This is a genomic window from Ruegeria sp. CH10 (assembly GCF_056537125.1).
The window spans coordinates 865,244-878,387 of record NZ_JBQFQY010000001.1; the positions used below are offsets into that span (position 1 = coordinate 865,244).

21 protein-coding genes are annotated in these 13,144 nt (G+C 59.8%); 7 read left to right on the forward strand and 14 right to left on the reverse strand.

Annotated elements, in window-relative coordinates; all coding sequences use genetic code 11:
- Positions 1–45: 45 nt before the first annotated feature.
- Positions 46–1,434, forward strand: coding sequence for a 30S ribosomal protein S12 methylthiotransferase RimO (gene rimO, locus ACRZ94_RS04310; RefSeq protein WP_480650164.1), 1,389 nt, complete (start codon positions 46–48; stop codon positions 1,432–1,434).
- Positions 1,435–1,538: 104 nt separating this feature from the next.
- A complete protein-coding gene (locus ACRZ94_RS04315) occupies positions 1,539–1,934 on the forward strand; it encodes a hypothetical protein (protein WP_480796750.1) in 396 nt (131 codons plus the stop codon).
- A gap of 11 nt (positions 1,935–1,945) precedes the next feature.
- Here the strand turns inward: ACRZ94_RS04315 and ACRZ94_RS04320 are convergent, their stop codons facing one another.
- Positions 1,946–2,302, reverse strand: a complete 357-nt coding sequence (locus ACRZ94_RS04320) for a diacylglycerol kinase (RefSeq protein WP_480650162.1) — start codon at positions 2,300–2,302, stop codon at positions 1,946–1,948.
- 91 nt (positions 2,303–2,393) lie between these two features.
- The gene (locus ACRZ94_RS04325) at positions 2,394–2,591 is read right to left on the reverse strand and encodes a hypothetical protein (protein ID WP_480650161.1); all 198 of its coding nucleotides are present in this window, start codon (positions 2,589–2,591) and stop codon (positions 2,394–2,396) included.
- 219 nt (positions 2,592–2,810) lie between these two features.
- Here ACRZ94_RS04325 and ACRZ94_RS04330 point away from each other — a divergent pair, with 219 nt between their 5' ends.
- A complete protein-coding gene (locus ACRZ94_RS04330) occupies positions 2,811–3,053 on the forward strand; it encodes a CDGSH iron-sulfur domain-containing protein (RefSeq protein WP_480650160.1) in 243 nt (80 codons plus the stop codon).
- On the opposite strand, the gene ACRZ94_RS04335 is transcribed toward ACRZ94_RS04330, so the two are convergent.
- The 5 genes from ACRZ94_RS04335 to ACRZ94_RS04355 all read right to left on the reverse strand — a co-directional run bounded on the left by ACRZ94_RS04335 (position 3,054) and on the right by ACRZ94_RS04355 (position 4,992).
- On the reverse strand, positions 3,054–3,314 hold the full coding sequence (locus ACRZ94_RS04335) for a DUF6455 family protein (RefSeq protein ID WP_480650159.1): 261 nt from the start codon (positions 3,312–3,314) through the stop codon (positions 3,054–3,056). It lies immediately after the preceding gene.
- Positions 3,311–3,583, reverse strand: a complete 273-nt coding sequence (locus tag ACRZ94_RS04340; protein WP_480650158.1) for a DUF6455 family protein — start codon at positions 3,581–3,583, stop codon at positions 3,311–3,313. Before ACRZ94_RS04340 ends, ACRZ94_RS04335 begins: the two co-directional genes overlap by 4 nt.
- Before the next feature lie 15 nt (positions 3,584–3,598).
- Positions 3,599–3,850 carry a DUF6455 family protein gene (locus ACRZ94_RS04345; protein WP_480650157.1) on the reverse strand — a complete coding sequence of 84 codons (252 nt, stop codon included), beginning with the start codon at positions 3,848–3,850 and terminating at the stop codon, positions 3,599–3,601.
- Between the two features lie 69 nt (positions 3,851–3,919).
- Positions 3,920–4,288, reverse strand: a complete 369-nt coding sequence (locus tag ACRZ94_RS04350; protein WP_480796751.1) for a YigZ family protein — start codon at positions 4,286–4,288, stop codon at positions 3,920–3,922.
- Positions 4,285–4,992, reverse strand: a complete 708-nt coding sequence (locus ACRZ94_RS04355; RefSeq protein ID WP_480796752.1) for a M48 family metallopeptidase — start codon at positions 4,990–4,992, stop codon at positions 4,285–4,287. The genes ACRZ94_RS04350 and ACRZ94_RS04355 overlap by 4 nt, the downstream gene beginning before the upstream one ends.
- Positions 4,993–5,114: 122 nt before the next feature.
- Between ACRZ94_RS04355 and ACRZ94_RS04360 the strand changes: the two genes are divergently transcribed.
- A complete protein-coding gene (locus ACRZ94_RS04360; RefSeq protein WP_480796753.1) occupies positions 5,115–5,363 on the forward strand; it encodes a hypothetical protein in 249 nt (82 codons plus the stop codon).
- Here ACRZ94_RS04360 and ACRZ94_RS04365 read toward each other — a convergent pair.
- Positions 5,351–5,626: a DUF167 domain-containing protein gene (locus tag ACRZ94_RS04365; protein ID WP_480651415.1), complete on the reverse strand. Its 276-nt coding sequence runs from the start codon at positions 5,624–5,626 to the stop codon at positions 5,351–5,353. The two genes, ACRZ94_RS04360 and ACRZ94_RS04365, sit on opposite strands and share 13 nt — an antisense overlap.
- A 137-nt stretch (positions 5,627–5,763) precedes the next feature.
- Between ACRZ94_RS04365 and ACRZ94_RS04370 the strand changes: the two genes are divergently transcribed.
- Complete coding sequence (locus tag ACRZ94_RS04370) at positions 5,764–6,342, forward strand: nitroreductase family protein (RefSeq protein ID WP_480650153.1); 579 nt, start codon at positions 5,764–5,766, stop codon at positions 6,340–6,342.
- A complete protein-coding gene (locus tag ACRZ94_RS04375) occupies positions 6,339–7,028 on the forward strand; it encodes an EI24 domain-containing protein (RefSeq protein WP_480650152.1) in 690 nt (229 codons plus the stop codon). Before ACRZ94_RS04370 ends, ACRZ94_RS04375 begins: the two co-directional genes overlap by 4 nt.
- Positions 7,029–7,031: 3 nt before the next feature.
- On the opposite strand, the gene ACRZ94_RS04380 is transcribed toward ACRZ94_RS04375, so the two are convergent.
- Together ACRZ94_RS04380 and mce are read right to left on the reverse strand one after the other, a co-directional pair.
- Positions 7,032–7,307: a DUF1467 family protein gene (locus ACRZ94_RS04380; RefSeq protein ID WP_480650151.1), complete on the reverse strand. Its 276-nt coding sequence runs from the start codon at positions 7,305–7,307 to the stop codon at positions 7,032–7,034.
- Positions 7,308–7,323: 16 nt separating this feature from the next.
- The gene (mce, locus tag ACRZ94_RS04385; RefSeq protein WP_480796754.1) at positions 7,324–7,728 is read right to left on the reverse strand and encodes a methylmalonyl-CoA epimerase; all 405 of its coding nucleotides are present in this window, start codon (positions 7,726–7,728) and stop codon (positions 7,324–7,326) included.
- A gap of 134 nt (positions 7,729–7,862) precedes the next feature.
- Between mce and ACRZ94_RS04390 the strand changes: the two genes are divergently transcribed.
- Positions 7,863–8,579, forward strand: coding sequence for a response regulator (locus tag ACRZ94_RS04390; protein ID WP_480650149.1), 717 nt, complete (start codon positions 7,863–7,865; stop codon positions 8,577–8,579).
- A 229-nt stretch (positions 8,580–8,808) separates the two neighbouring features.
- Here ACRZ94_RS04390 and aspS read toward each other — a convergent pair whose 3' ends face one another.
- The 4 genes from aspS to ACRZ94_RS04410 all read right to left on the reverse strand — a co-directional run bounded on the left by aspS (position 8,809) and on the right by ACRZ94_RS04410 (position 13,060).
- Complete coding sequence (aspS, locus tag ACRZ94_RS04395; RefSeq protein ID WP_480796755.1) at positions 8,809–10,584, reverse strand: aspartate--tRNA ligase; 1,776 nt, start codon at positions 10,582–10,584, stop codon at positions 8,809–8,811.
- 78 nt (positions 10,585–10,662) lie between these two features.
- The gene (locus tag ACRZ94_RS04400; protein ID WP_480650147.1) at positions 10,663–11,334 is read right to left on the reverse strand and encodes a CPBP family intramembrane glutamic endopeptidase; all 672 of its coding nucleotides are present in this window, start codon (positions 11,332–11,334) and stop codon (positions 10,663–10,665) included.
- On the reverse strand, positions 11,331–11,978 hold the full coding sequence (locus ACRZ94_RS04405; protein WP_480796756.1) for an aminotransferase class IV family protein: 648 nt from the start codon (positions 11,976–11,978) through the stop codon (positions 11,331–11,333). The genes ACRZ94_RS04400 and ACRZ94_RS04405 overlap by 4 nt, the downstream gene beginning before the upstream one ends.
- Positions 11,933–13,060 (reverse strand): aminodeoxychorismate synthase component I, encoded by a 1,128-nt coding sequence (locus ACRZ94_RS04410; protein WP_480796757.1) that lies wholly within the window; start codon positions 13,058–13,060, stop codon positions 11,933–11,935. The genes ACRZ94_RS04405 and ACRZ94_RS04410 overlap by 46 nt, the downstream gene beginning before the upstream one ends.
- Positions 13,061–13,144: the final 84 nt, after the last annotated feature.

A 13,144-nucleotide genomic window follows, 5' to 3' on the forward strand; every position in this document is an offset into this window, starting at 1 on the left:
AGCCATCATTTGCAAGGGGAAGCGTTCCCCACTATATGCCGCCCAATGAGTACAAACCCGCCAAACCTCCGCCCCGATCTGGCGCCAGCCGCCCGGATGCCCGAGACGCCACGTTTGAATCAGCCCACCATCGGCATGGTGTCCCTTGGCTGCCCCAAAGCTCTGGTCGACAGTGAGCGTATCCTGACCCGTTTGCGGGCCGAAGGGTACGGAATTTCGCCGGATTATTCCGGGGCAGATGCCGTGATTGTGAACACCTGCGGCTTCCTCGACAGCGCCAAGGCTGAATCGCTGGACGCCATTGGCGAGGCTTTGGTGGAAAACGGCAAGGTCATCGTGACCGGCTGTCTGGGGGCGGAACCGGATTACATCCGCGAGCATCATCCCCGCATCATGGCCGTGACCGGCCCGCATCAATATGAACAGGTTCTGGATGCCGTTCACAGCGCCGTGCCGCCCGATCCTGATCCGTTTGTGGACTTGCTCCCCGCCGCCAGCGTGCAGCTGACCCCGCGCCACTACAGCTATCTCAAGATTTCCGAGGGCTGCAACCACAAGTGCAAGTTCTGCATTATCCCTGACATGCGCGGGAAACTGGCCAGCCGCCCGGCACATGCCGTTCTGCGCGAGGCCGAGAAATTGGTCGACAATGGCGTGCGCGAACTGCTGGTGATTTCGCAGGACACCTCGGCCTATGGGCTGGACCGGAAATACGACGTGAACCCGTGGAAAGACCGCGAGGTGCGCAGCCACATCACCGATCTTTCGCGCGAACTGGGGCAGCTCGATGCCTGGGTGCGTCTGCACTATGTCTACCCCTACCCGCATGTGCGCGAGTTGATCTCGCTGATGGCGGATGCCGGGTGCAATGTGCTGCCTTATCTGGATATTCCGTTCCAGCACGCCCATCCGGACGTTCTGAAACGCATGGCCCGCCCGGCGGCGGCGGCCAAAACACTGGACGAAATCGCCGCCTGGCGCGCCACGTGCCCGGACATCACCCTGCGGTCAACCTTTATCGTCGGCTACCCCGGCGAGACCGAGGCCGAGTTCCAGACCCTGCTGGATTGGATGGATGAGGCGCAGCTGGATCGTGTCGGTTGCTTCCAATACGAAAACGTCGATGGCGCACGGTCGAACGACCTGCCAGATCATGTCCCGGCCGAGGTCAAGCAGGACCGCTGGGACCGCTTCATGGAAAAGGCGCAGGCCATTTCCGAGGCCAAGCTGGCCGCAAAGGTCGGCCAGACCATCGACGTGATCGTAGATGAAGTCGATGCCGAGGCCGCCACCTGCCGCACCAAGGCGGATGCCCCCGAGATCGACGGCAATCTGTTCATCGATGAAGGGTTCGAAGACCTCAAACCCGGCGACATTGTCCGGGTCGAGGTGGACGAAGCCGGGGAATATGACCTCTGGGGCAAGCTCGTCTGATCCGGTCACCCCCGATAGTCGAAGCGTGAGCCGAGTTTATTGGCGTTTTGCGCCCCGATGGCGGATCATGACAGGACGAACTGCCTTGTAAGAAGGAGAGTCCAATGTCTTATCTGCGCCTCTATGGCCTGAAATGTCTGGCGGTGGTCTTTGCCGCCCATGTCTTTGCGATGCCTGCTGTCGCTGACCAGGTCCGCTCGGGCGGGTTTCTGGTGATCGGGACCAAACCTCAGAACCTTCTGCACAAAAGCCAGCACCAGGTTCACCGCTATTATGGCGTGACCAAAGAGCATAAGCCCGAGGTCAAGGTTCACCACAAAGGCAAAAAGCCCAAGGTCCATCTGCATAAATCAAAACCGCGGGTTTACTATCGCAAACCGGTCAAACGACATCATCGGTCGGCACACGGGTTCCGCAAAAAACACGTGTCGCCCTATTACATCCCCAAACGCTATGGCATCCGGCATCGGGGGTTCAAGTATTACAAGCGGCGTCACTGACGCCGCCTCTGTTAAAACAGGCTGACCACCCCGGCCACCCATGCGACGCCCGCCGTCACAGCCGTCAGAGCGACGGCTGCACTGGCGGCGTCCTTGGCCTGACCCGCCAGAGTGTTCTGTTCGGTCGAGGTGTGGTCAACCGCCCGTTCAATCGCGGTATTGAACAGCTCTGCCACCAATACCAGCAAACCCAAAACAAGGATCAGCGTGCGCATACCGCTGTCCAGTGGCAGCAAAAACACCAGACCGGCAGAAATCAGATTCGCCCAGCCCCAGACCCGAAACGAATATTCATCGCGCCACGTGGCCACCAGACCCTGCCAGCTCCAGACGGTGCGATCCCTGAGACGTGTAAAGAAGTTTCTCATTGACCCTCTGACGATAAAAAAGCCGCCCCGGGGGCGGCTGCGACTGATTATAGATGCGGGCGGCCTAAAGCAAAAGCCGCCCGCGGAATTCTTACTGTGCGACCGGGTTACACACGGTCTGACCAGCTTCGGTGGTGGCCAGCTCGGTACCTGCCGGGCAGCTCGGCGTACCGAACTTGTCATATTCAGGGGTGATGTAAACCGGTGCTGGCTCCTCCTGCTGCGAGCACGCAGCCAGGACCAGGGCAAATGCACCAACGGCAAAAAACTTGATTTTCATATCCGTCATTCCTTTATTAATTTCCTGATATTGCCCAAGAATTCGGGGCCAGTCTCAGAATACGACTTCGGTGATATTTTGGCAACGGATTCAATCACAAACACGTGATGAAGGCGGAACACTGCCAGTAACCCCCTCAGACAACGCAGATTTCTGAGCAAAGACTACCGTTTTGCACGGATCGGCCTACTCTTGTTGCAGTGACATCAGCAAAGACGGAGTAGCCACATGTCAGACACCCCCATTATCGCCCAAAAAGACCCCTACCCTGTTGAGGTGACCGAGGGCAAAAGCTATTTCTGGTGTTCCTGCGGGCAGTCCAAAAGGCAGCCGTTTTGCGATGGATCCCACAAGGACACAAGTTTCGAGCCGATAAAATACACCGCAGACAGCACCAAAAAGGTGTTTTTCTGTGGCTGCAAGCACAGCAAGAAATCACCGCTTTGCGACGGGTCGCATTCCAAGCTCTGATCAGCGCTTCAGCGCGTTCAACTGATCCGCATTGGCACAGAACTCCGGGGCCGCGCTGGCCTCGGATTGTTGCTGTGCCAGCCACAGAACACAGTCCTCACTGCAATTCGACGCCCGGCACCGGGTGATCATCCGGGCATACTCGTCCGGGGTCAGACGGCCATCGGCCATGGCTTCGGTGAAAGACACGTTCATGCAGCGTGCCACGGATCGGGTCAGCCAGAAGTGTTTTTCGACATCACCCAGAACGGAACGTGTCATGCTGTTTCCTGTTCTAACCGCGTCTTCAGCGCCGCAAACCGCTGATGGTTTTTGCAGGTCTGCGGAGCACCGACGATGTTTTCATGTTGATCCAGCCAATCCGGGCATTGGTTGGCCCAGCCACAGCCCCGGCAATACTGAATCATTTCGGCCCAATCCTGCTGTGTCAGGTGCCCTTTGGAATGGGCCGCAACCATATCCGTACCCGTCGCCCGCCCCATACGCAGGACAAGGCGCAGGTGGGTCATGATCTCTCCGAGATGGGGCATGGGGCACTCCGGTCGTTACGGCACGAGTTTGCCAAGAAGATTCTGATTCCGGCAGTATTCAGGTGTCTGCGTCGCCTGACCCATTTCGTTCAGGAAACTCTGGCAGTGGCCGGGGTTCGGGCAATCCGTGCATCTCAGGACAGCGTCGGTCAGTTGATCGATGGAAACATCCCCACTGATCGCCGCCTCTTGCAGGTCCACCCCAAGTTTGGTTGCCATCCGGTCGACCAGACCGGCGTGAAGTTTCAATACGTCCTGATCCGCCATAGCTGATCCTTTCCTGTCGCACGTCCCTAACAGGATAGCCGAAAGCTGCGGATGGGCCTTTGACTCAGGTCAAGGCCCCACGCCGATATGGTCCAGATAGGCGCGCGTGGCGTCCTGCACGCGGCGAAAGCGGTCCCCGCCCAGTTTCTTGCCGCCATACCAGCGGGTGACGATCACCACATGGCCGTCCATCCCCGCACGTTCCAGCATGCGCAGGATCACCATACCAGCGCCGCTTTCGCCGTCATCAGCCTTGAGCGCCCCTGTCGGCAGAACAGCAGCCCAGGTGTTGTGAGTTGCCTTGGCATAAGCTTTGTCTGCCTTCAGCGCCTGCAGCACCGCATCGACATCGGCACGCGTCGTCACTGGTGCGCCCGACACCGCGTATTTCGAGCCCCTGTCGGTGAGGATCACACCCAGCCGTATCACGACAGTCATTGTGTCAGACCCAGTTGCCGTGCGGTTTCCAAAACGATCTGAACCCGATCTGCATTCGGAGGGTGCGTGCCCAGAAACTGATCGCCCGGATCGGGGATACGGTCAAAGTACTTTGCACCGACCAAAGGATCATACCCGGCATTATGGATGATGATTGTGCCCAGTTGGTCCGCCTCCAGCTCAAACTGTTTGACGTTGATCTGCACATTCACCTCAGCGCCCAGCTTTTGCGAGCGTTCAAGCTGCGCCCCGTCTTCGCCATAGAGCTTGCCAAGCCTGTCGAAAATCGCGGCGCCTTCCCGGGCGTTTTTGGATTGTTGATCGATATGCCCCAAAACATGATGGGCCGCCTCGTGCCCCATGACAAAAGCCAGTTCATCCGCGTTGTTTGCGGATTGGATCATCGCCCGGGTAAAGATGATGACCGGCTGGTCCTTATCATCCAGAGTCTGAAACGCATTTGCCGGAGCGTTCGGATTCAGATCGACCAGGATCGTAAAGTCGCAGTTTCTCACCCGGCCCTGCCGCAGACACTCGGCCCGCGCCTCTTTGCCCACGGTCTGGCTGATTTCGCGAAAGGCTTCGGCCTCAACCCGGAAATCCTGCGTGTCCGGCGACCACTCGGTCACAGGCTGCACGCGCAGGCCACCCGCGTTGCACGCCGCCAGCACCAGTGAAAACAGCAGATAGGTCAGACGACGCATAGAAATTCCTTTGAAACGGCGATCCCGTTTGCGAAACCATAGCGCGCTCCTACTTGGACCGCCACACCCGGTTTATGCGCGAACGGGTTGCATTGCCGAGCTTCGCCCGGCACTCTGCCAACATGTTTTCGATTGAGCATGAATTCGACTCGACAGTCATCACTCTGGTCGACGATGGCCCCAAGCCGTTGCAAGAGGATGTCGTCATCAACAGCTTTGCCGAATGTGTAACGCTGGAGCAATTGAACCCCCGGACGGACCAGATGCAAAAGATAACCCTGTCGCCGGAACAGGTTCGCGACCTGGCGGCAGCTTTGGACCTGCCCGAAGGGGTTTACCAGATTCACGAACGTCCAGATCAGGGCGCGTAAACGAAAAGCTTGTCCCGCGACGTCGGCCCCTGCTTCAGGGTCAGATCGGACGGGGCGATCCCCATAGCCATCGCCAATATCCGGCGCACCGCGTCATTGGCTTTGCCGTTTTCCGGCGGCGCGGTCACGGTGATGCGGATTTTCCCGCCATCCAGCGCGATACTGTCTTTTGCCGCTTTGGGTGTCACTCGGACTGCCAACGCGGTGCCCGGCACGGCATAGGCGCTTAGATCCGGCACATCGCGCAGCTTTGGTTTGGCCATCTTGTCCCTCCTGCCTGCAAACACACTTGCATGGGCGCGCGGGGAATGAAATTGATCCCGCATATCCAGCTGTTTGCACTTGAAACGGGCCAGATGTTCAACCAGATACACACTGCTCATGTAAAGGAAGTTAACATATGTCCTTGAAAAACCCGGCCGCTCTGGAATTCCTGCAATCACGCCGGTCGCGCCCCGCGAAAACTCTGGTCGCCCCGGCCCCGACACGGGACGAGCTGTTGCCGCTGCTGACCGCCGCCGCGCGCAGCCCGGATCATGGCAAGCTGGAGCCCTGGCGCTTCATCGTGCTGGAAAAAGGCGCGATGCCACGCCTGTCCGAACTGACACGGCACAGCGGTGAGAAGTTGGGCAAAACCCCCGAAGAGATCGCCAAAGCCCAAAGCCAGTTCGACATGGGCCATCTGGCCGTCGCGGTGATCGAAGTACAAAAGCCGTCGGAAAAAGTGCCTGCAATCGAACAGACCTATTCCGCAGGGGCCGTTTGTCTGGCGCTGTTGAACGCGGCCCTTGCCGCTGGCTGGGGCGCAAACTGGCTGTCAGGCTGGCAAACCCACGACCCCGCGTTCTGCCGTCAGGCTTTCGGCCTGCAAGACAATGAACGGGTCGCGGGCCTGATCCATATCGCGACCGAGGGCACCACCCCACCCGAACGCCCCCGCCCTGACATTGCTGAGTTGACCGAGTGGGTCTCGGAATGATCATCTTCAACGCGTTTTTCGCAGCCCTTGGCCAGATCGGAGACCCCAAGTTCCGTGCCGTCCTGCTGCGCGGTGTGGGGCTGACGATTGCATTGTTGATCGCGGCCTGTGCCGTGGCGATCTGGCTGATAAACCGGGCGTCGGGGAGTGAAATCTCATTGCCCTGGATCGGGGCAGTCCCGTGGCTGAATGACGTGCTAAGCTATTCCGGTATCTTCGTGGTGCTGATCCTGCCTGTGTTTCTGATGATGCCCGTCGCCTCGGCCATTATCTCGATGTTTCTGGAAGAGGTCGCGCAGGCGGTCGAGGACAAACACTATCCCACCTTAGCCGCCGTACCCGGCATCCCCTTTAGCGAGGGGTTGCGGGACGCGCTCAGCTTTATGGGCCTGCTGATCGTCGCCAACCTGCTGGCGCTGATCCTCTACGCGATTTTCACGCCGCTGGCGCCCTTTATCTTCTGGGCGATGAACGGGTTTCTGCTGGGCCGGGAATATTTCACTCTAGCCGCCCTGCGCCGCATCGGGCGTGACGGAGCGCGCAAGCTGCGGGCCAAGCATATCACCACGATCTGGATGGCGGGGACGCTGATGGCGATCCCCTTGTCAGTGCCGCTGGTGAACCTCGTGATCCCGATCATCGGGGCCGCGACCTTCACCCATATCTATCACAAACTGTCCGCCTGACGCCTAGCCGCGCGGCTCAAGCTGGTTCAGCCAGTCAAAGTCGCGCACCGAAATCACGCCCGAGATGATGATCCCTGCAATAACCACCCACAGCACCACCGTTATCCCGGTGGTGATCCACAGCTTTTTCTTCATGTGATGCACTTCCGGCGCACCGGCATGGGTGCCCGGAACGATCTCACCCAGATCGCCCTGCGTCTTGATGCGGATCGGCAGCACCACCAACAGCGTCATGAACCAGATGACGGCAAAAAGAACCAGAGCAGCAGTGATCGTCATGACAGCCTCGCGTGTGTTAAACCTGTTCTAGCTCAACCAGGCAGCCGTTAAAGTCCTTGGGGTGCAGGAAAAGCACCGGCTTGCCATGGGCACCGATCTTGGGCTCGCCCGACCCCAGCACGCGGGCTCCGGTTTCTTTCAAATGATCACGCGCCGCGATGATGTCATCGACCTCATAGCAGACATGGTGAATGCCGCCTGACGGGTTCTTTTCCAGAAATCCGTTGATCGGGCTGTTCTCGCCCAGCGGATACAGCAGCTCGATCTTGGTATTGGGCAGTTCGATGAACACCACGGTCACACCGTGATCGGGCTCATCCTGAGGCGCGCCGACCGTGGCCCCCAGCGCGTTGCGATACTGCTCGGACGCCGCCTCAAGATCGGGTACAGCGATGGCAACATGGTTCAAACGACCAATCATAGAACTCTCCTCCATTCTGCGTTGCAGCGGTTATGAGGGCAGTTCAGCCAAAGAACAAGTGCGCCAAATTGCCGTTAACGTCGTGTTAGCCAGAAGTTTCTAGCGTGAGGCATCTGCTGATTAGGAGTTCTGCCATGGACGATTCGAGCCCCTTCGCCTCTCCCGCACAGCCGACGGCCACGCGGCCGCTGTTGGGCCAAACCATTCTGGTTGTCGAAGACAGCCGTTATGCCTGCGACGCGATCCGCCTGATGTGCCTGCATTCTGGCGCACGTATCCGGCGTGCCGATTGCCTGACATCCGCGCGTCGACACCTGCAGATTTACCGCCCCTCGGTCATTTTGGTGGATATTGGCCTGCCAGACGGGTCCGGGGCCGAACTGATCGCGGAACTCACCCAGACCAATCCACGGATTGGTGCCATTCTGGCCATGTCGGGCGATGACCATGCCGAAGATGCCGCCCTGAAGGCTGGCGCGGACGGGTTCCTGCACAAGCCACTGAAATCACTATCGCATTTCCAAAAATTCGTTCTGGAAAGCTTGCCCGAAGACCGCCGCCCCAACAGCCTGCACGCCGTGCGGGATGAGGTCATTTGCCCTGACCCAATGGCTTATCAGGACGATATGGCGCATATCGCGGATGTTCTGGCTGGACCAAATGATCATCTTACACTGGATTACGCAGCCCAATTCCTGCGTGGGGTCGCCCGGGATGCCGAGGATACGATTCTGGCAGATGCCGCTCAGAAGCTAGCGGAATCCCGCGCCAGCGGTGCACCGGTGACAGCTCTGGCCGCTCAGGTCGCCGGCATCGTTCAGGCCCGACTGGAACAGCGTGAGGCGATTTGAGATGGTGACCGCCTATTTTCTGACCGCAACAATCCTGATCATCTGGGCCTATTGCCAGACCCGGACAACCGCACGGAACATACGGGTGGCAAGCGGCGCACAGCCTTGCGTACTGCAAGCAGTAAGTGATGGTAAGGGTCATGCTCGCGGATTGGGCGCAGCCGTACAGACCGCCAAGAAAAAACCCGCCGCAGGGTCTGCGACGGGCCTCTAAGGGGTTTAAACAGGGTTACTCCTGCGGGATGATCCGCAGACCCAGTTCCATCAACTGATCCGAGGTCGGATCGGACGGCGCGTCCATCATCAGGTCTTCGGCGCGCTGGTTCATCGGGAACATCATGACCTCGCGGATGTTGGCCTCATCGGCCAGCAGCATCACGATCCGGTCGATGCCCGCAGCGCAGCCCCCGTGCGGCGGCGCGCCATAGTGGAAGGCATTGAACAGCGCGCCAAAGCGCGATTTCACCTCATCCGCGCCATAGCCCGCCAGTTCAAAGGCCTTCAGCATGATTTCCGGCTTATGGTTGCGGATCGCGCCCGAGACCAGCTCATACCCGTTACAGGCCAGATCATACTGATAGCCACGCACGTCCAGCGGATTGCCGTTCAGCGCCTCCATGCCGCCTTGGGGCATCGAGAACGGGTTGTGTTCAAAGTCGATCGCGCCGGTTTCTTCGTCCTGCTCATAGATCGGGAAATCCACGATCCACGCAAAGGCAAAGCGGTCTTTTTCGGTCAGGCCAAGGTCTTCGCCGATCACATCACGCGCCTTTCCCGCAACCTTTTCAAAGGCTTTCGGCTTGCCACCCAGGAAGAACGCTGCATCGCCCACGCCCAGACCCAGCTGCTGACGGATCGCCTCAGTGCGTTCGGGGCCGATGTTCTTGGCCAGCGGTCCTGCGGCCTCCATCCCCTCACCCTGATCGCGCCAGAAAATGTAACCCATGCCGGGCAGGCCCTCTTTCTGGGCGAATGCGTTCATGCGATCACAAAACTTGCGGCTGCCACCGGTCGGCGCTGGGATGGCGCGGATTTCGGTGCCGTCCTGCTCCAACAGCTTCGCGAAAATCGCAAAGCCAGACCCGCGGAAGTGGTCGGAGACCACTTGCATTTTAATGGGGTTCCGCAGGTCGGGCTTGTCGCTGCCATACCACAGGGCCGCGTCCTTGTAGGAGATCTGCGGCCATTCCTGATCCACCTTGCGACGCCCCCCGAATTCCTCGAACACACCGGTCAGAACGGGCTGGATCGTGTCGAACACATCCTGCTGCTCGACAAAGGACATCTCAAGGTCAAGCTGGTAGAAATCGGTGGGCGAACGGTCGGCGCGCGGGTCTTCATCGCGGAAGCAGGGCGCGATCTGGAAATACTTGTCGAAGCCCGACACCATGATCAGCTGCTTGAACTGCTGCGGGGCCTGCGGCAGCGCATAGAACTTGCCCGGATGCAGGCGCGAAGGCACCAGGAAGTCACGCGCGCCCTCGGGGGACGAGGCCGTGATGATCGGCGTCTGATACTCACGGAAGCCCTGATCCCACATGCGGCGGCGCATCGAGGACACAACGTCCGAGCGCAGGGTCATGTTCTGCTGCATCGCCTCGCGGCGCAGGTCCAGATAACGATAGCGCAGGCGGGTTTCTTCGGGGTATTCCTGTTCGCCGAAGACCATCAGGGGCAGTTCGTCGGCCGCGCCCAGCACTTCCAGCTCGCGCACGTAAACCTCGACCTCGCCGGTGGGCAGTTTCGGGTTCACCAGTTCGGGGTCGCGTGCTTTGACGGTGCCATCGATGCGGATACACCACTCGGACCGCACCTTTTCCAGCTCGGCAAAGGCCGCGCTGTCGCCGTCGCACAGCACTTGCGTCACGCCGAAATGGTCGCGCAGGTCGATGAACAGCACGCCGCCGTGATCTCGGACACGATGCACCCAGCCGGACAGGCGGACGGTTTCACCGACATTGGCGGCGGTCAGAGCGGCGCAGGTGTGGCTGCGATAGGCGTGCATGAAAATATCCCTTCGGGCGCAGAATTCGTCGCGCCGATACACCCCGTTGGGGCGCGAAAGTCAAGGCAGGTATCCCGTTCAAAACGGCCTTTGCACGTTGCCTGAGTAGAAATAGACACCCAAACCGGCCGCAAAGATGATGTTGCCTGCAATCGCGTGCAGCAGCACCGCGTAGAAAAACGAGCCACGCTTGCGGTACGCCCATGTGAACAAAAGCCCGCCGCCAAAGGTCATGATGGCGACGATCCAGCTCCAGTACATCAGATGGGCCAGCGAAAACAGCGCCGCGTTCAGCAGATAGGCCGCGCTGCCATCCGGCAGGATCGCGCGGTAGCGGCGGAAGAACAGCACGCGGAACAACAGCTCTTGTGGCAGGGCCGAGACCAGCGGGTAAAAGGCCCAGATCACCAGCAGAAACTCGGGTCGGTTACGCAACAAGAAGAAGGCGGCCTCGGGCCGGGTTGCCATCACAAGGGCGGCGCAAAACCCCGTCATTGCCCCGGTGAAGGCGGCCACCCCGGCCCAGGACCAGTTGCGCCAGTTATAGCGAAGTTCGGCCCAGGCAAAGCCGGGTGTATTGTGCAGCAGAACGATGCCGATGGCCGTGAAGGTGAACAGAGACGGGAACATCCAGTCCGGCGGAAAAAGCACCGCGATCAGAACGGGCACGGCGACAAAGAACAGCCCAAACTCAAACCGCAGCCGCATGTGCGGTACAGCGCTGTCGGCCCAATCGGTTTGCTTGCTCACTCTTCTAACAACTCCACCCGGATCAGACTACGCAGGGAATTTCCTGCAAAAACCTTCTCTGCCTCTTTCAGATCGGTCAAGGTCAGGACGGCTTCGGTAACTTGTTTATTATCCAGCAAGTCCTGGCGCAGAACGCCGGGCAGTACGCCACTGGACAGAGGCGGTGTCAGGCGTCGACCATCGGGCATGTGCACGAACAGGTTGGTGATCGTGCCTTCGCACAGCTCATTGCGCTCATTCAGGAAAATCAGCTCATCGATGCCATCGGGCAAAGACGCGCGGGCGTTGTCATACACAGCGCGCTGCGTTGTCTTATGTCGCAACCAAACGTCAGACGCTTTCAAACGTGTCCGCGCAATCGCGACGCTCCAGACTGGAGGGTTCTCGGTCAACGCGCCGGTGGTTGCGTCCAGTCCCCCGTCAACATCCAAGGTCAACCGGCAGCGCAAGGGGCTTGGGCCTGCCACGCTGTTCAGACAGTCCTCAGCCCGTTTTGCGTTGAACGGAATGCCCAGCGCTTTGGCCGTGCGGGCCATCCGAGCCAGGTGTTGGCCCAACCGCACGAAGCCTTGACCGGGACGAAACCCAAGCGTTTCAATTACGCGGAAGTCAGGATCATTTGGTGGGCGAAGCGGGCTTTCCATAGCGCCTCCTCATATTCGGACGGGGCCGTACTGTCCCAGACGACGCCGCCGCCCACATTCAGCGTGGCTTTGCCATCCTCGACCATCAATGTGCGGATGGCCACGTTGAATTCCGACCGTCCGTCCGGCGCGGCCCAGCCAATGGCACCGCAATAGATGTCACGCGACCAGAGTTCGAGGTCAGACAGAATCTCCATCGCGCGAATCTTGGGCGCTCCGGTGATCGAGCCGCAGGGGAACAGCGCCATCAGAACATCCGACAGTTCGGCCCCCAGATGCAATTGCGCCTGCACCAGCGAGATCATCTGGTGTACGGTCGCGTAGGTTTCAACCTTGAACAGCTCGGGGACCTTGACCGACCCCGGCAGCGCCACGCGGCTAATGTCGTTGCGCAGCAGGTCGACGATCATCAGGTTCTCGGCCCGGTTCTTTTCATCGCGCGACAGGAAATCGCGGCGGCGGGCGTCTTCGGCCATGTCTTCGCTGCGGGGCTGCGTGCCCTTCATCGGGCGGGTTTCGATCATCCGATCGGCATCGGTGCGAAAGAACAGCTCGGGCGAGCGGCTGAGCAGGTCGGGCAGCCCGTCCTGCTGGACCAATGCGCCATGCCCCACGGGCTGACCCGAGGCCAGAGCGGCATAAAGCGCCCCACTGTCGCCCTCAACCGTCAGGTCGATGGGAAAGGTCAGGTTGGCCTGATAGATGTCACCGGCACCAATGGCGTCATGCACCTGTTGAAAGGCACGTGTATAGCGCGGCTCGTCCCAGCGGGGCGCAAAGCTTGTCACGCCCCCCGCAGCCGCAGGCAGATCGCTTTGGCCGGGTGCGTCATAAACGCCGAAACACAGCAAAGGCAGGCGACGGTCTGCAGGCATCCGGTCAGCCAGTCGCGGCTCAAGCGCATAGCCCAATTCATAACTGGCATAGCCCGCCAGCCAGGCACCATCTGCGCGTGCGGCATCCAGCGCCTCCAACGCGTGGGGCACGTCCTCCGCCGTTTCCGCGCGGATCACGTCGGTTGGCCGGTTGAAGGTGGTCCCCTGCCCGGCCGGGCCCTGATCAAAACGAATACGCAATTGCATCCTCATTTGCCGTGCTGCGCGATATAGAGGATACGGCGGTGAGGGAAAGAGGGGAAAGCGGCAATTTCGTCCCTGTTTCCGATA